This window comes from Flavobacterium sp. W21_SRS_FM3 (assembly GCF_052113625.1).
In the GTDB taxonomy this organism is placed as follows: Bacteria; Bacteroidota; Bacteroidia; order Flavobacteriales; family Flavobacteriaceae; genus Flavobacterium.
The window spans coordinates 301,318-317,321 of the sequence record NZ_JBGQOD010000001.1; the positions used below are offsets into that span (position 1 = coordinate 301,318).

The 16,004-nt window shown below is 35.4% G+C and carries 15 protein-coding genes and 1 tRNA gene; 10 read left to right on the forward strand and 6 right to left on the reverse strand.

From position 1 onward, the window contains the following. Nucleotides 1-87: 87 nt before the first annotated feature. On the reverse strand, nucleotides 88-1,128 hold the full coding sequence (locus tag ACEN2K_RS01355) for a Gfo/Idh/MocA family oxidoreductase (protein WP_441757512.1): 1,041 nt from the start codon (nucleotides 1,126-1,128) through the stop codon (nucleotides 88-90). 115 nt (nucleotides 1,129-1,243) lie between these two features. Beyond that, complete coding sequence (locus ACEN2K_RS01360) at nucleotides 1,244-2,314, reverse strand: NADH:flavin oxidoreductase/NADH oxidase (protein ID WP_441757513.1); 1,071 nt, start codon at nucleotides 2,312-2,314, stop codon at nucleotides 1,244-1,246. 198 nt (nucleotides 2,315-2,512) lie between these two features. Here ACEN2K_RS01360 and rseP point away from each other — a divergent pair, with 198 nt between their 5' ends. From rseP to ACEN2K_RS01400, 8 genes are all read left to right on the forward strand, one after another. Then, nucleotides 2,513-3,856, forward strand: a complete 1,344-nt coding sequence (gene rseP, locus ACEN2K_RS01365; protein WP_441757514.1) for an RIP metalloprotease RseP — start codon at nucleotides 2,513-2,515, stop codon at nucleotides 3,854-3,856. 141 nt (nucleotides 3,857-3,997) lie between these two features. Next, nucleotides 3,998-4,071, forward strand: a tRNA-Asn gene (locus tag ACEN2K_RS01370). Between the two features lie 109 nt (nucleotides 4,072-4,180). Further along, the gene (locus ACEN2K_RS01375; protein ID WP_441757515.1) at nucleotides 4,181-4,471 is read left to right on the forward strand and encodes a GIY-YIG nuclease family protein; all 291 of its coding nucleotides are present in this window, start codon (nucleotides 4,181-4,183) and stop codon (nucleotides 4,469-4,471) included. Between the two features lie 162 nt (nucleotides 4,472-4,633). Beyond that, entirely contained in the window at nucleotides 4,634-4,924 is a 291-nt protein-coding gene (locus ACEN2K_RS01380) for a GIY-YIG nuclease family protein (protein WP_441757516.1), read from the forward strand. 561 nt (nucleotides 4,925-5,485) lie between these two features. Then, complete coding sequence (locus tag ACEN2K_RS01385; RefSeq protein ID WP_441757517.1) at nucleotides 5,486-6,262, forward strand: HNH endonuclease; 777 nt, start codon at nucleotides 5,486-5,488, stop codon at nucleotides 6,260-6,262. 95 nt (nucleotides 6,263-6,357) lie between these two features. Then, nucleotides 6,358-6,603, forward strand: a complete 246-nt coding sequence (locus ACEN2K_RS01390) for a hypothetical protein (protein ID WP_441757518.1) — start codon at nucleotides 6,358-6,360, stop codon at nucleotides 6,601-6,603. A 74-nt stretch (nucleotides 6,604-6,677) separates the two neighbouring features. Then, nucleotides 6,678-7,793, forward strand: coding sequence for a PQQ-dependent sugar dehydrogenase (locus tag ACEN2K_RS01395; RefSeq protein WP_441757519.1), 1,116 nt, complete (start codon nucleotides 6,678-6,680; stop codon nucleotides 7,791-7,793). A gap of 1 nt (nucleotide 7,794) precedes the next feature. Next, a complete protein-coding gene (locus ACEN2K_RS01400; protein ID WP_441757520.1) occupies nucleotides 7,795-8,265 on the forward strand; it encodes a c-type cytochrome in 471 nt (156 codons plus the stop codon). Nucleotides 8,266-8,272: 7 nt separating this feature from the next. On the opposite strand, the gene ACEN2K_RS01405 is transcribed toward ACEN2K_RS01400, so the two are convergent. After that, a complete protein-coding gene (locus ACEN2K_RS01405) occupies nucleotides 8,273-10,357 on the reverse strand; it encodes a TonB-dependent receptor family protein (RefSeq protein ID WP_441757521.1) in 2,085 nt (694 codons plus the stop codon). A gap of 168 nt (nucleotides 10,358-10,525) precedes the next feature. On the opposite strand from ACEN2K_RS01405, the gene ACEN2K_RS01410 reads away from it, so the two are divergent. Beyond that, nucleotides 10,526-11,551, forward strand: a complete 1,026-nt coding sequence (locus ACEN2K_RS01410; RefSeq protein WP_441757522.1) for a hypothetical protein — start codon at nucleotides 10,526-10,528, stop codon at nucleotides 11,549-11,551. A gap of 20 nt (nucleotides 11,552-11,571) precedes the next feature. Beyond that, the gene (locus ACEN2K_RS01415; protein ID WP_441757523.1) at nucleotides 11,572-12,435 is read left to right on the forward strand and encodes a polysaccharide deacetylase family protein; all 864 of its coding nucleotides are present in this window, start codon (nucleotides 11,572-11,574) and stop codon (nucleotides 12,433-12,435) included. 88 nt (nucleotides 12,436-12,523) lie between these two features. On the opposite strand, the gene ACEN2K_RS01420 is transcribed toward ACEN2K_RS01415, so the two are convergent. Genes ACEN2K_RS01420 through ACEN2K_RS01430 form a run of 3 tightly spaced genes read right to left on the reverse strand, consistent with a single transcriptional unit; the run spans nucleotide 12,524 to nucleotide 15,955 of the window. Further along, on the reverse strand, nucleotides 12,524-13,813 hold the full coding sequence (locus tag ACEN2K_RS01420; RefSeq protein WP_441757524.1) for a murein hydrolase activator EnvC family protein: 1,290 nt from the start codon (nucleotides 13,811-13,813) through the stop codon (nucleotides 12,524-12,526). Between the two features lie 24 nt (nucleotides 13,814-13,837). Further along, nucleotides 13,838-14,608: a DUF4292 domain-containing protein gene (locus ACEN2K_RS01425; RefSeq protein ID WP_441757525.1), complete on the reverse strand. Its 771-nt coding sequence runs from the start codon at nucleotides 14,606-14,608 to the stop codon at nucleotides 13,838-13,840. Between the two features lie 3 nt (nucleotides 14,609-14,611). Continuing rightward, complete coding sequence (locus tag ACEN2K_RS01430) at nucleotides 14,612-15,955, reverse strand: tetratricopeptide repeat protein (RefSeq protein ID WP_441757526.1); 1,344 nt, start codon at nucleotides 15,953-15,955, stop codon at nucleotides 14,612-14,614. Nucleotides 15,956-16,004 lie beyond the last annotated feature (49 nt).

Consider the following 16,004-nt stretch of genomic DNA (forward strand, 5'->3'; position numbering starts at 1 on the left):
TATAAAAAAAACACCGCAGATTCACTCATTCTATAAATTTATAAAATCTGCGCATCTGCGGTAAAATTGCTATTTATGATGAAAAAATTACAAATCGATTGTTTTATTCTGAGCGTTGCTTTGAATCGCAGCTTCAATTATTTGCATCACATGTACACCATCTTGGGCTGTTACAGGTTCGACAGTATCATTAACAATTGCATTATAAACACCATCAAAAAAACTATAATAATTCCCCTGCAATGTTGGGATTTTACCATGAACAATCTTGCCGTTTACTTCGGTATGCAATAGGCCTTGTTTCTCGATGTCCTCTGTTCCCCAATCAGTTAAGTTGGGTTTTTTACCAAGTTTTAAATCATCTTCCTGAACATCGCCACGGGCTTTTAAAAAGGAACCTTTTTTACCATGAATCTGGTACGCAGGAATGGCTTCCCGTATAAAAAAACTGGCCTTTAATCGCACGCTCATTTTTGGGTAAACTAATTGGAGATCAATCCAGTCATCCACTAGAGAATTTTCTCTTGTGATTCTAATTGTGGCGCTTACTGCAGTGGGCACACCAAATAAGTACAGCGCTTGGTCAATTAGATGCGGTCCTAAATCTTTTAGAATTCCGGCGCCAGAGTTGGCTGTTTCTTTGTGTTGCTTCGGACTCAAATTAGGATTGTAACGATCAAAATGAAATTCGGCTTCCACAATTTCGCCTAAGCTTCCATCGAGTAACACTTGTCGTACAGTTTTTAAATCACTGTCCCAGCGTCTGTTTTGAAAAACGGCTAGTTTAACTCCTTTTTCATTGGCTAATGTGGCTAATTCCTGTGCTTCGGCAACAGTTGTAGTAAAGGCTTTTTCGACTATCGCATGTTTGCCCGCTAGCAAAACTTTTTTAGCATACTCATAATGAGTTCCTACCGGTGTATTAACAACAATCAAATCAACATCATCCTCTAGAACAGCTTCCAGAGTAGGATAACTTTTTACCTCAGGATAATCCTCCTGAATTAATTTTTTACTTCTTTCCCAAGAACCGATTAATTCAAATCCTTCATGGAACGCCAGAAATGGTGCATGGAATACTTTACCAGACATTCCGTAAGAAAGTAAAGCGGTTTTTATTTTTTGCATAGGTAGTTGGTTTTATGGAACGCAGATCATACGGATTTTAGGTATCATCGCGGGTTTATTTAATTTTATTTTGCAGTAAAAAAGGCAGTGCCCAATTTACGTTTTTCAAAATAATTTATTTTTTAGCTCTTTCGTATTGTTTTGGCCATTCAATATCCGCGCCTAAAGCATGTGCAAATGTCAATCCTAAATTAGGATCTCTCAAAGATTCTCTGGCAAACAATACCAGATCCGCTTTTCCTGAAGCAACAATTTCTTCTGCTTGATGCGCTTCGGTAATTAAACCCACGGCTCCAGTTAAAATTCCCGTTTCTTTTTTAATGCTTTCGGCAAAAGGCACTTGGTAATTAGGTCCTAGCGGAATTTGTTGGTGCGAAACTAACCCACCCGAAGAAACATCAATTAAATCCACTCCTTTCTCTTTTAATATTTTAGAAAGTTGAACTGATTCTTCGCCATTCCAGCCGCCCTCTGCCCAGTCAGTCGCTGATATTCTTACAAACAGTGGCAAGTTTTTTGGCCATTCTGATTGGACCGCTTCAACCACTTCTAGTGTAAAACGGATGCGGTTTTCAAAACTTCCGCCATACTCATCTGTTCGTAGATTCGATAAAGGAGAAAGAAATTGGTGCAACAAATACCCATGAGCAGCATGGATTTCCATTACTTTATACCCTGCCTGTACGGATCTTTTAGTTGCGGCTTTAAAATCAGAAAGTACTTTTTCCATTCCGTTTTTGTCTAATGCTTCAGGAGTCGCTTCATTATCGTGATAACCTATAGCGCTTGGAGCGACAGTTTGCCAACCTTCTTCACTAGAAGGATCTAATTTTTTATTGCCTTCCCATGGAGCAGATACACTTGCTTTCCTACCAGCATGAGCCAGCTGGATTCCAGGAACGGCATTATGATTTTCGATAAATTCATTGATTTGGATGTACTTTTCAATATGACTGTCATTCCAGATTCCTAGATCGCCTGGAGAAATTCGGCCTTCGGGAGAAACAGCTGTGGCCTCCTGAATAATTAATGCAGCGCCACCTAAAGCACGACTGCCCAGATGTACGAGATGCCAATCTGTAGCAAATCCATTTGTAGCCGAATATTGACACATAGGCGAGATTGCAATTCTGTTTTTAAGGCTAATATCTTTTATTTGAAGTGGTGAAAATAATTTTGAAGACATACTGTATATTTTAAATCGTTATAAATGAGGCTAGATTGTTAGCCATTTTAGAAAAGTAAAGTTAAGGGACATCTGCCAAACGAAAAATTCAAATTCCATTAATTAACAAACATTTAAAAAGGTATGGAATAATTATTGCAAATTATACAAATAGAAAACCTTACTTTTGTGAGTCATAAAAAGAATTAAAATTAAAAAATGGATCTATTTATCAAGCTTTCTCAATTTTTATTGAGTTTATCATTACTTATTATACTTCACGAATTAGGACATTTTATTCCTGCTAAATTATTTAAAACCAGAGTCGAAAAATTTTATTTGTTTTTTGATGTTAAATATTCCCTTCTAAAAAAGAAAATTGGAGAGACTGAATACGGAATCGGTTGGTTGCCTCTAGGTGGTTATGTGAAAATATCTGGAATGATTGATGAGAGTATGGACAAAGAGCAAATGGCTTTGCCTCCACAACCTTGGGAGTTTCGTTCTAAGCCAGCGTGGCAACGTTTAATTATTATGCTTGGTGGTGTGACCGTCAACTTTATTTTGGCTTTCATTATATATATCGGAATGGCTTTTGCTTACGGAGATACCTTTGTGGCAATGACTGACTTTAGTGATGGTTTGCTAATTGAAAATCCAGCCATGATCAATGCCGGTTTTAAAACGGGTGATAAAATTTTAGCTACAGATGGTGTGGCTATTGCTAAGTTTGACAACGATATCAACATGAAAATTATCATGGCCAAAAAGGTATTGATCGAAAGAAATGGAACGCAACAAGAGATCAATATGCCTATTGATTTTGTAGATCAGTTATCTAAGCATGAAAAAGGGACTTTAATTGACATCCGTATGCCATTTGCTATTGGCGCAGTCAGTGAAGAATCGCCAAATACTAATTTAGAACCTAAAGATATTGTTATCTCGTTAAACGGGCAGCGTACAAAATATTTTGATCAGGTAAAACCAATTTTAGCGAATGTCAAGGGTAAAACCATTCCAGCAACAATTTTGCGCAATCAAAAAGAACAAAACATTACGGTGGTAGTTTCTAAAGAAGGTTCCTTAGGAGTGAATACAGGTGGTATCAGTTTAGAATCTTTAGAGAAACTAGGGTATTATAAAGTAAGCAAGCAAGAATACGGCTTTGCAGAATCTATTCCGGTGGGAATCACTAAAGGTAAAGACCAGTTAGTAGGATATGGAAAACAATTAAAAATGATTTTTAGTCCAAGTACCGGTGCTTACAAACAAGTAGGAGGTTTTAAAGCCATATTTGATATTTTTCCAAATACATGGAGTTGGGAAACCTTTTGGAGAATCACAGCTTTATTGTCAATTATGCTTGGAGTAATGAACTTATTGCCTATTCCGGCACTTGATGGTGGACATGTGATGTTTTTATTATACGAAATAATTTCAGGTAAAAAACCATCAGATAAATTCTTAGAGAACGCACAAATGGTTGGTTTTGTTTTACTTATCACACTACTACTATTTGCTAACGGAAATGACATTTATAAAGCAATTGTAGGCAAGTAAAAAAAAGTAAAAAAAATTTTAATTTTTGCTTGCAGATATCAAATTTAGGCCTATCTTTGCACCGCTTTACCACTGAAACGCACATCACAATAAAGCAACAAAAAAAGATTAAAAAGTTCTTATATATAAAAATATACAGTTTCCTTCTTAGCTCAGTTGGTTAGAGCATCTGACTGTTAATCAGAGGGTCCTTGGTTCGAGCCCAAGAGAGGGAGCTTTTTAAAAGCCTGACAGCAATGTCGGGCTTTTTTTTTGCAATAAACTCAACGAAGTTATTGCGTAACTCGCGTTCGAAAAACCTTTCATTTTATAAAAACTGCAAAAATGAATTTAGCATACATTCTTCACTCCGCTACATTGGATCGATTTTACATTGGTTATACATCTAATTTCGATGTACGATTGGAATTCCATTTAAATTCAAACGAAACTAGAAAATTTACGAGTAAAGCTACAGATTGGGAGATTTATTTTAAAATTGAATGTGAAACCAAAACACAAGCTTTAGCAATCGAGAAGCATATCAAGGAAATGAAAAGTAAAATTTATATTGAAAATCTTATACGATATCCTGAAATCACCATCAAATTACTTGAAAAATATAAAGACTGTTAATCATAGCCCCGAAAGCTTTCGGGGTTGGTTCTCCCCACAGCTATCGGGACAAGATTTTTAAAAGCCTGACAGCAATGTCGGGCTTTTTTTTTGCACTAAACTCAACGAAGTTTTTGCGTAACTCGCGTTCGAAAAACCTTTCATTTTATAAAAACCACAAAAATGAATTTAGTATACATTCTTCACTCCGCTACATTGAATCGATTTTACATTGGTTATACATCTAATTTTGATGTACGATTGGAATTCCATTTAAATTCAAACGAAACTAGAAAATTTACGAGTAAAGCTACAGATTGGGAAATCTATTTTAAAATTGAATGTGAAACCGAAACACAAGCTTTAGCAATCGAGAAGCATATCAAGGAAATGAAAAGTAAAATTTATATTGAAAATCTTATACGATATCCTGAAATCACCATCAAATTACTTGAAAAATATAAAGACTGTTAATCATAGCCCCGAAAGCTTTCGGGGTTGGTTCTCCCAATAGCTATCGGGACAAGATTTTTAAAAGCCTGACAGCAATGTCGGGCTTTTTTTTTGCACTAAATTCAACGAAGTTATTGCGTAGCTCGCGTTGTTTAGCGCCTGCGTTTTAAACAAAGCCAGTAGGCACACTTCCATGAGCTAAAAAGCTACATTTCTCACAAGAACACAAGGTCGCATTTTAAGGAGCTTAAATCTGCTTAAAAAGCTCTTCACGACATTTCATTATTTATTACTACTTTCTTTAAAACACTAGTTTGTTTTAGGAGCTACTCCTGCCTTTCATTGCATTCTTATTTATAGCCTTTGCTTTTCTACGGCATAAAAGGAGCTTCTTACAGTCGCTCTTTTATACCTAGAAAAACAGCAGCCTCTTGCATAAGGAATTCCATTGCAGTCAGGGCTAGGGAGGGCAAGTCTTTCCATCTAATAAATTTCTTAAATTCAATTCAAAAATTATCTTTACATTAGATACATTGGATATATTAATTTGTAGTATCCAATTAACTAAATCAATAAATAATAATGTCGAAAGTAAGACTGTGGACGCGAGAAGAATTAATATTAGCTTTTAATCTCTACTTGAAAATTGAATTCGGGAAAACTCATAAGGGAAATCCACAGGTAATTGAATTAGCTGAATTAATAAACCGAACACCTAGTTCAATTGGAATGAGATTGGGAAATTTTGCTAGTGTTGATCCATTTCATCAGCAAAGAGGAATTGGAGGGCTTAAAAATGGGATAAATCAAGTTCAACCAATTTGGGATGAATTTTTCCACAATCAAGAGGAATTGATTTTTTTAAGTGAATATATTTTAGCTCAAAAAGAGAAATCAAGTATTGAAAATAAATATCAAGATATACTTTTTGATTTAAAGAATTTAAAAGGAGAAAATTTAATTAGAGAAGTTAAAACAAGAGTAAACCAATCAGTATTTAGGCAAATGGTTTTAGCGAATTATTCTACCAAATGTGCTATCACTGGTATTGATATCCCTGAGCTTTTATTGGCAAGTCATATTATACCGTGGTCAAAAAACGAAAAACAGCGTTTAAACCCTGAAAATGGTATTTGCTTTTCAGCATTGTTTGATAAAGCATTTGATAAAGGAATAATTGGAATAAATCAAAATTTTAAAATTGTACTTTCAGACTCTTTAAAAAAGAAAAAAAGCACCACTTTTTATCAAAATCACTTTGCCTCTATTGAAAATCATAAAATCACAACACCAATTAAATACTTACCAAAACTAGAATTTTTAGAATATCATATGGACACAATTTTTAATAAACTATAAACTTTCTTTAGTTTGCCGTATCGTTGTTATTAGAGCTTAAATTACTTACCAGATATTAACTATACATTTATTCGGTATTAAAAAAACATTTTCTTATGGTATCATTACAATTTATTAACTACATAAACTGGACATTTATAGAAAAATACTATCCTAAATATTATTCCTGTAGCGATATCTTAATGAGTGATATACTCACTAGAAAAATGACTGGAGAACAAGTTTGCGACGAAGATGAAGAAATGATCAAAGACTGGAATATTGAAGCTGAACTTTTTAAACTTAATCAAATTATATTTTCAAAAGCACTTAGTAATTATATTTCTTTGTTAAAAACCTAAATTTATCATCCAGCGACTAAACTTCTTTTATTATCTTTAAACAATCGTTTTTTTAACGACTTAAACATAGCATTATGAAAAGAATCAGCTTATTATTTATTTCCTTCATTGTTCTTAGTTGCAATGCCCAAATTGATCAAAAAGACGTGCGCATTCAAGATGAGGTAAAAAACTATAGTTTAGAAACGGTCGTTGACGGGATCGCCATACCCTGGGGAATGGCTTGGTTACCCGATGGCTCCATGCTTATTACTGAAAAAAGCGGTATTTTATACCATTTTAAAAATGGCACAAAAATGGAAGTTAAAAACGTTCCTGCAGTTTACAATCGCGGTCAAGGAGGTTTACTAGATATTGTACTGCATCCCGACTATGAGAAAAACGGTTGGATTTATATGACCTATGCTTCCACGGAGGGCGAGGGCGAAGGAGGTAACACCAAACTTATTCGAGCCAAATTGCAAAACGAAAGCCTAACGCAAATAGAGTCGCTGTATAAATGTGGACCCAATACGACAAAGGGACAGCATTTTGGATCTCGAATTGTTTTTGACAACGAGGGCTACTTGTATTTCTCGGCAGGGGAGCGCGGCGCTCATTTTGTCAATCCACAAGACATTACTCGTGACAACGGAAAAATATACCGTTTGAATGATGATGGGAGTATTCCTAAAGACAATCCTTTTGTAGGGAAAAATGGCGCTAAAGAGGCGATCTACTCTTATGGACATCGCAATCCTCAAGGATTAGTTAAAAACCCAACTACTGGCGCTATCTGGGAACATGAGCACGGTCCTAAAGGGGGAGACGAAATCAATATTATTAAAAAAGGAGCTAACTACGGTTGGCCAGTGGTTACTTATGGTATCGACTATGATGATACCACCATCAGTAAAATACAAGAAAAACCGGGAATTGAAAATCCTATCTACTATTGGATTCCTTCTATTGCCCCTAGCGGAATGACTTTTGTAACCAGTGACAAGTACCCAGACTGGAAAGGCAATTTGCTTATTGGTTCTTTAAAATTTCAATATTTAGAATTGGTGAAAGTAAATGGAAACAACATTACAGCCAGACAAAAAATTGCTACTGATATTGGTAGAGTACGATCAGTATCGCAAGGGCCAGACGGATTTATTTATCTGGGAGTAGAAGGGAAAGGCATTGTTAAAATAATACCCAATTAAAATGATGATTATTAAATTACCTATCGGATTGCTATTGACCCTTTGTAGCGGGTTTTATTATGCTGATGTAGTGATACCTTTGAACGATTTTTCGAAGACTGATTACGTTAGTTTCTCAGCAGATGAGCAAGATAAAACGCCATTACAAAAAAGTGTTGAAAACGGTAAAGAAGTCTACACTGATTTCTGTATGCAATGCCATATGGCTAACGGTAAAGGAGACACTAAAAATTTTCCAAATTTAGCCGGTTCTAATTGGTTAACTGAAAAAAGAGCCCAAAGCATTCATGCGGTGAAATTTGGCCTTAGTGGCCCCATAGTGGTTAATGCTAAAAAATTCAATAGCGCGATGCCTGCGATGGGACTGAGAAATCAAGAAGTAGCAGACGTAATGAACTATATTATGACGAGCTGGGGCAACAAACAAAAAAAGAGTGTCACTGTGGAAGAAGTGGCTGCAGTTAAAAAGTAGCTTGAAATTAAAATAAATAGTTCAAAGTAATAGCGGCATAATAATTTCTAGGATTTCCAGGATAATAATACCGTGGTTTACTAGTACCAAATCCAACAGCATTAGGCAAAATACTCGCAGCATAATGCGTATTTGTCGCATTGTTGATGCCCGCACTAAAGGTAGTTTTCAGCTGTTGCAGCAGGGTAAGCATGTAACTCGCTTTGATATTTACTAATTCATAACGTTTAGCATATTTAGAATTAGCGTCATTTAAAGGAATTGGGCCCACTTTTAAAAAAGAGCTGTTCAGACTAAATCCTTTAGCTGTATTGAAATCCAGTCCTAATGTATATTGTGAATTAGGCACTCCCGTTAATTGATTCCCCGAATAATCGCTAGTACCATCAATAAAATCTTTGAATTTAAAATGGTTCAAAGCTGCCGACAGATAGCTAGTCAACTGCCAGTTGCTTGTTTGTAGCAGTTGGTAATTTAACGTGAATTCCATGCCTTGATGACTGCTTGCTCCAGCATTGATTCCAATGTATTGATCTGCTGCGGTACGGCGTGCAACCAATAGATTTGTAATTTGTGTACTAAAAAAAGCCAGTTCGCTGTACAGCCTTTTTTGCATCCAATTGCCTTTGAAACCTATTTCATAATTCCACCCTATTTCTGATTGCAGATTGGTATTGATTTGCCCGTTGGGATTCAATGTCTCTGTTACAGAAGGCAGGGAAAAACCTTTGCTAACGGAGGCGTACAGGTTTTTTAAGGAAGCTATTTGATAACTAAGGCCCATTCGGGGAGACACTACATCAGCAAAACGATGTATTTTTTTGGGACTATTATTTGGTTCTAAAATATTCAATAAAGTATAGCTAGTGCTGTTCAAAGCCAAACCTGCCTCCAGCTGCAAATCACGCGAAAGAGACCAAGTGGATTGTAAAAAATAATTGCTGTAGTTCCTGTTTTGTTCTGCCTCTGTAAATTTGGCACCAGCCAGACTTCCTTGATTTTGATTGGATTGGAAGTTGTTCTCAAATAAGGAATACTGATACTTTTCGGTAAGTATTTCGGTTCCCAAACTCAATTCAAACGGTAATGAACCAATACTGCTGTTGTAATTGAGGCTGGTTCGAAAACCCAAATTGCTAATTTTATCTGCTAAAATATCAAAAGGTCTCGGTTCGTACGCCTCCTTAAAAGTAGAAAAGACACTACTCTTAAAAGACCATTTATTAGTAAATTGTTGCTGATAGCCCAAACCCAGCTGTAGTTTGTCATAGGATTCATATCCTTGTGCCTGCAACCATTTGTTAGCTGCTTTCTCAGGATGATTGTTAAAGTCGTCCTCATTAATGGAGCTAGGAATATAGGCTTTTAGCCTTGTGTAAATAGCTACAAGAGACAAAGCAGTTGTGTTGTTAATTTTTTGTTTGCTCAATAGCGAAACAGATTTTCTATCGTAAGCCGAATTTTGGCGAAAGCCATCACTTTGTAAATGATTGTAATTTATCGTGCTTGCTATCGCATTTTGGCTGTACACTCCAGAGAAACTTTGTTTTAATAAGCCATAACTTCCGTAGGTCGTAGCTGATTTTAATGCGAAGGTCTGAGCGGGAATGTCTTTTGCAAACAGATGAATGACCCCACCTAATCCGGAGCCAAAGCTTGTGCTGTTAGGTCCTTTTACAATTTCGATGCGACCAATATTTTCCATATCGATATCTTCAATAGTAGATTCGCCTTCTGCAGTGGTTAACGGGATATTTTCAAAATAGCTTTTTATTTTAGTTGTACCATACTGGGAGCGGGCACCCATCCCTCGAATGGAAATCCTATTGGTATTCAAAGCGCCCTGCTGCATATTAATTCCCGGAATTTTATTAAGTACCGAAGTCAGGATTATTCCATCACCACTATTTGCTTCCGTTATTGGAATACTGGCTACAGCAGCCGCCATTTTTTGTAAGGACACCGCTGTTGGAGACGCTACAATGCGCACTTCTGATAGGGAAGTGGTATCTTTTGTTATTTGACTGCTAGCTGTTACAACATGTAGCAGTAAAATAATCAATATTAAAAAACGAGAGTGGGTCTTTAACACCTAATGTAAGAATTTAGAATAGTAGTTATAAATTTAGCGTATTCTGTTCTGGAATCAAAAATAGCTTGATTATATTTTTTATATGCTTATCTTATAAAATCAATTAGTAAGAACATAATAAATAGTCGGTAACTAGGTTTATCTTTGTAATGAAACCAAAACTTTTTTATGAAAAAATTCACGATATTAGTTCTCTCTCTTTCTGTACTTATTGGCGCATCAAGTTGCAACCAAGGTAAGGCAGCAGACGATCAATCTATTGATTCAAAATTAGATTCAGCAACTGTTGACACGGTGAAGAAAAAACAAATTTCGACCATTGACACCGTAGATTACAATAAGAGAATGTTAGCCTTAAGTAACAACGACACTACAGGGAGATGGCCAGTGAAAACGCCACATCCTTTACCGGGCGCATTATTGCCATACAATAGAATTATTGCTTTCTACGGAAATTTGTATTCAAAGAGAATGGGAATCTTAGGTGAAATTCCCAAAGAGCAAATGTTAGCCAAATTACAATCTGAAGTAGCCAAATGGGCCGCGGCAGATTCGACAGTGAAAACCATACCTGCTTTGCATTATATTGCAGTAACCGCTCAAGGTGCGCCAGGAAAAGCCAACATGCATCGCATGCGCATGCCGTTCAAACAAATCGATACGGTAATTAGTTGGGCTAAACCCATTAATGCTTTGGTGTTTTTAGATATTCAAGTAGGGCACAGCACGGTTAAAAACGAAGTGACTGAATTAAAAGAATATTTAGCTATGCCCAATGTTCACTTAGGTATTGATCCCGAATTTTCATTGAAAAACGGTGAAATCCCAGGTTCAAAAATTGGTTCTTTTACCGCTGATGATATTAATGATGCCATTGATATTCTTGCTGAGGTGGTTAGAGAAAACAAATTAACTCCTAAAGTTTTAATCGTGCATCGTTTTACACAAGGTATGGTGACTAATTATAAAAAGATTAAAACAGTTCCAGAGGTACAAGTAGTGATGGATATGGACGGCTTTGGAAGTAAAGTTTTAAAACGTTCTACCTACTTGAGCTATATTTATAGAGAACCCGTGCAATTTACTGGTTTCAAATTATTTTATAAAAATGACAACTGGAACAACTGGCAAATGTACACGCCAGAAGAATTGTTGAAGTTCACACCAAAACCGATTTACATTCAATACCAATAATGCTTTTTAAGAACTAACAGATGATGAAAAGTTTATTATATCCTTTAGTGGCTTTTTTTTTAGTGATAGGATGCCAGTCAAAAGTGGAACAAGCTGATACAGTCTCTCAAGAAGCTACACCTGCGGCTGCTCAGAAAGAAAAAAAAGTAGCGCAAAAGAAACCCAATGATGCTGCAGCTATTTTAGCCAAGAAGGAAGTGCCTATCTTGTGCTATCACAACATTAAAGATTTTAACGCGAGTTCAGGTGCTATGACAAAAGTCTACTCAGTTAAACCTGCTGATTTTGCAGCTCAAATGAAAGCACTCTCAGAAGCCGGTTATCATACTATTTTGCCAGAACAGCTATATAATTATTTGGTTTTTAATGCGCCATTGCCTTCAAAACCCATTATGATCACGTTTGATGATACTCGGGGAGAACAATATAGTTTAGGAGTAACTGAAATGGAAAAATACGGCTTTAAAGGAGTGTTTTTTGTAATGACCGTTTCAATTAATCGTCCTAATTATTTGACCAAAGAGCAAATTAAGTCTATGTCTGATTCTGGTCATAGTATAGGTGCTCATACTTGGGATCATCATATGGTGACAAAATACGCAGGAGAGGACTGGAATACGCAGTTGGTTAAACCTAAGGAGAAACTGCAAGAAATTATAGCTAAACCCGTTCCTTATTTCGCCTATCCTTTTGGACTATGGAATACAGCTGCCATTCCTAAAATAAAAGAAAGCGGTTATCAGATGGCATTTATTCTTTCGACCAAAAGAGATTCAGTGGACCCTTTGTACACTATCCGACGCATGATTGTTTCAGGAACTTGGACTACAGCACAAATGATGAAGGCTACCGAAGCTACTTTTACAAATAGTACAGACAAGTAAAATAGTAGTCATTAGGACAGATTCATAAAAAAAGCGCCTCGTTTTATAACTAATAAAACGAGGCGCTTTTTTTATGTAGTAAGATGTCTTATTTATTAGACAACCATCCTTTAGGGTCCGTATATGTAGTGTTTTGAAGTAACAAGAACTTAATTACAGTTTTACCTGTATCCCCATTAGTTCGTACACGCCCTATGTTTTGTTTTATACTAATTTTATCTCCTTTGTTTACGGATACCGAGCTTAAATTTTGGTATATAGTGAAGTAATCTCCATGCTGTATCATTACGGCCTTATTAACAGGTGATAATACCATCACACTGGCCACTTCTCCTCCAAATACGGCTCTAGCATTAGCACCTTCATTAGTCGTGATTTCTACACCACTATTATGAATTACTAAGGTATTGTAAATAGGGTGTGCCTGATCGCCATAACCTAATGATATAAATCCTTTTTCAACAGGCCAAGGTAAATTTCCTCTATTGGCTCTAAAATTGTCAGCAATAAGTTTAGATTCTGGAGTCAATTCAATTCTGGACGAAGATACTGGTGCTTTTGAAGCCGTAGCAGCGACCTCTTTTGGAGTGGCTCCTGATTTTTCAGCTAGGGCTTTTGCTTTCGCTTTTTCTAAAGCAGCTTTTCTATTGGCTTCAGCAATGGCTTCCCTGATCAAACGGTCAATTTGTCTATCAATAGTTTTTGACTCTCTCTGTTTTTTCCTGATGTCTGAAACTATTCTATTTTTATCTTTCTTAATTTCATTTACTAATTTCTCTTGCTCTATCTTTTCCTTCTCTAAAACAGCACGCTCTTTAACGTTTTCTGCTAATAATTTTTGCTTAGCAATTTTTTGGCCGTTTAATCTTTTATTGATGGTAATTAACTCCGTCGATTTAGATTCTATTTCCTCTCCTTGAGACTTTCTAAAATTAGTATACTGTTTCAAGTATTGTGCCCTTTTATAGGCTTGTAAAAAGCTTTCAGAAGATAGGATAAACATCGCTCTACTTTGTTCAGATCTGCTTTTGTAGGACTTTACAATCATCTTAGCATAATCGGCTTTAAGGATAAGCAGTTCTTTATTAAGCTTGTTAATCTTCACTTGATTAATATACATATCATTTGCCAAAAGCTTGGTTTGCTTCTCCGTAGTATTAATTAACGTTTCTTTTAGGCGAATTTTATTTTTTTGAATCATGTACACATTCATAGCCGACTTTTCTTTCGACTTCACATTTTTCAACATCTTTTCATTCTCTCTAATCTCTCTTTGAATCTCTGCTTTACGCTGTTCTAATTTTTCTTGTTGAGAAGACTGGCTCCACATCGTGGAAGTCAGACAAATAAATAATAGGCTTAGGAAAATTTTTGGCATCTTAAAAAAATATTTTTTGCAAATTTACTTAATTATAACTCTATTATAACCATTAGGAACACTATATGGGAAAGAAAGTTCTTCATTAAATGAAATGGTATTGTAATCTAAATTAATTTCGGTTTTCCCTTTTTTCTGATAAGTGTTGATCAGGACCTTCGTAGGGATACTGATTTCATTGTATTTTTTAATATCTGAATAGGCTACTTGAATCATTCTACCTTCAGCAGTTTGATTGATCTCTTGCTTATTAACGCTAAAATCGTCTGCATTGATATAAAAGGTTTTTTTAGTTTTTGAATTTGATACATCATCCAGTCGATACAGTTGTTCTACTAAAGATTCAGCATATTTTCCCTTGCTTAAATCATCTAAAGCTTCTCCTACTAACATATTTTGAATTTTAGTATAATCTAAATCAGTTCCTAACCACTGGCTTAGCGAACTAAAATTTCCCTCAAAGTAAGTCCCTTTTATTTTTTCATAGTAACGCACTGTAGTAGGTGTAATCGATGCTTTAGCCATTGTGATACCTAAAAACCGAATGCTTACTAGAATTTGTTCATCCTTTTTTATTTTGATTTCCGCAGTTACATTTTGTGTTTGCTTGTCATCTGCATAACGGGCATTAGCCTTAATATATAATGTAGAAAAGTCAGTTTTATTGTTGTAATGATTTTCAATTATTGTTTTAGACTTTAAATAGGTTGCTGGCGCGCTAACCTCAGTCACGATCGATTTTGATTTACAAGAAACCATCAGTACGATGGCTAATAAAAGGGCTATTTTTTTCATATTTTATTTTTTTAATAATTGATTGGCTTTAGAAAAATAAAACTCTTTTTTCTTATGGTCTCCCAAGCCACTGTAGGCTTCTCCCAGTTGAATATTGAAATTTATTTCTAAAGTAATATCTTCTACTACATAATCCATGCCCATTTCTAGAATGTCTTTGGCTTTTTTATATTGCAAAAGTTGGTTATAGCCTAATCCTGCATAATAATAAAATTGGGGTTGGGTAGGGAAGCTGTCGATCATTTCAACCGCCAATCGGACTACAGATTCAAAATTTTTCGTTTCTGTGTACGCTTGAAGCAAAAGCAAACTACTTTCTAAATCTACTTCGGTCCCTTTTTTAAGTGCTTTTTCATACAACGGAATGGCTTTGTCCCATTGCTTTTTAATTTGATAGAACTTCGCTATTTCTTTTGCCACATTCACTTCAGGATCGTTGTCAAAATAGCCAATCGCTTTTTCTAAATCAGCACTGTATTGTGGGTTTTTAGTAACAAATAATAAAAATTCATTAAGGATGCGATGTTTAATTTTAGGATCAATTTTAGTGCTTCCCAAAACGATATTCATCGCTTTAACCGCTTTTATACCATCGTTAACTTCTAAATAATTTTTGAATAAACTTACTTGTGCCCATTCTGAAGTGGGGATTTGCTTTTCTAATTCTTTGGCTGTTTCCAGCATTTTTGTCTCTTCATTATTCTTTGAATACAAATAAATAAGCGAAAGATAATTAGCTTCTTCCTTTGGGTATTTCTTTACTTGTTCGACCAAATGAGCTATTTCAGCATTCTGATATTTCCCTTGTGATAAAATTTGGATTTTATAAGATTCTCTTCGATCCGATTTTCCAGAGGTTTCGTTTAGCTCATTTATTAAAGCTAAGGCCTCATCAAATTGCCCTGTGTTCATATAAAGTGAAGTCAAGTCCTCTTTGAATTTGGGATCAAATGGTATTAATTGCTGTATTGTTTTTATGGCACCTTGATAATCTTTGGTTTCATAATTGACGTCATACATACCTATAAAAAACCATTTGTTAGTAGGATCGATACTGGCCGCTTTTTCGAAGGAAGTATAGGCGTTTTTATATTGCTTTAAAGCCAAATAATTTTTTCCTAATTCAAAATGTATCGTCGCATTTTGAGGTTCGATTTTTAGACATTTTTCTAAAGCGACAATCGCTTTATCATAATTTTCAATGCCTTTTTGTTTTAAGGATTCATAAAAATAATCCTCAAATTTATTTACATCCTGCTTAACATCTTCCGGTTCTGTTTGAGCCAAGAGCAAAGTGGAATTGCTTAGCAAAACAAATAGAAATAATAAGAAGGATTTTTTTATCATTGTAGTTTATAAAATACCTGCAAACGTTTAAAAGTTTGCAGGCTTATAT

What these genes read in the sequence shown, in the direction of transcription:
- ACEN2K_RS01355 (WP_441757512.1), bottom strand. Translation starts at nt 1,128, where the DNA reads ATGCAAAAAATAAAAACCGCTTTACTTTCTTACGGAATGTCTGGTAAA.
- ACEN2K_RS01360 (WP_441757513.1), bottom strand. Translation starts at nt 2,314, where the DNA reads ATGTCTTCAAAATTATTTTCACCACTTCAAATAAAAGATATTAGCCTT.
- rseP (WP_441757514.1), top strand. Translation starts at nt 2,513, where the DNA reads ATGGATCTATTTATCAAGCTTTCTCAATTTTTATTGAGTTTATCATTA.
- ACEN2K_RS01375 (WP_441757515.1), top strand. Translation starts at nt 4,181, where the DNA reads ATGAATTTAGCATACATTCTTCACTCCGCTACATTGGATCGATTTTAC.
- ACEN2K_RS01380 (WP_441757516.1), top strand. Translation starts at nt 4,634, where the DNA reads ATGAATTTAGTATACATTCTTCACTCCGCTACATTGAATCGATTTTAC.
- ACEN2K_RS01385 (WP_441757517.1), top strand. Translation starts at nt 5,486, where the DNA reads ATGTCGAAAGTAAGACTGTGGACGCGAGAAGAATTAATATTAGCTTTT.
- ACEN2K_RS01390 (WP_441757518.1), top strand. Translation starts at nt 6,358, where the DNA reads ATGGTATCATTACAATTTATTAACTACATAAACTGGACATTTATAGAA.
- ACEN2K_RS01395 (WP_441757519.1), top strand. Translation starts at nt 6,678, where the DNA reads ATGAAAAGAATCAGCTTATTATTTATTTCCTTCATTGTTCTTAGTTGC.
- ACEN2K_RS01400 (WP_441757520.1), top strand. Translation starts at nt 7,795, where the DNA reads ATGATGATTATTAAATTACCTATCGGATTGCTATTGACCCTTTGTAGC.
- ACEN2K_RS01410 (WP_441757522.1), top strand. Translation starts at nt 10,526, where the DNA reads ATGAAAAAATTCACGATATTAGTTCTCTCTCTTTCTGTACTTATTGGC.
- ACEN2K_RS01415 (WP_441757523.1), top strand. Translation starts at nt 11,572, where the DNA reads ATGATGAAAAGTTTATTATATCCTTTAGTGGCTTTTTTTTTAGTGATA.
- ACEN2K_RS01420 (WP_441757524.1), bottom strand. Translation starts at nt 13,813, where the DNA reads ATGCCAAAAATTTTCCTAAGCCTATTATTTATTTGTCTGACTTCCACG.
- ACEN2K_RS01425 (WP_441757525.1), bottom strand. Translation starts at nt 14,608, where the DNA reads ATGAAAAAAATAGCCCTTTTATTAGCCATCGTACTGATGGTTTCTTGT.
- ACEN2K_RS01430 (WP_441757526.1), bottom strand. Translation starts at nt 15,955, where the DNA reads ATGATAAAAAAATCCTTCTTATTATTTCTATTTGTTTTGCTAAGCAAT.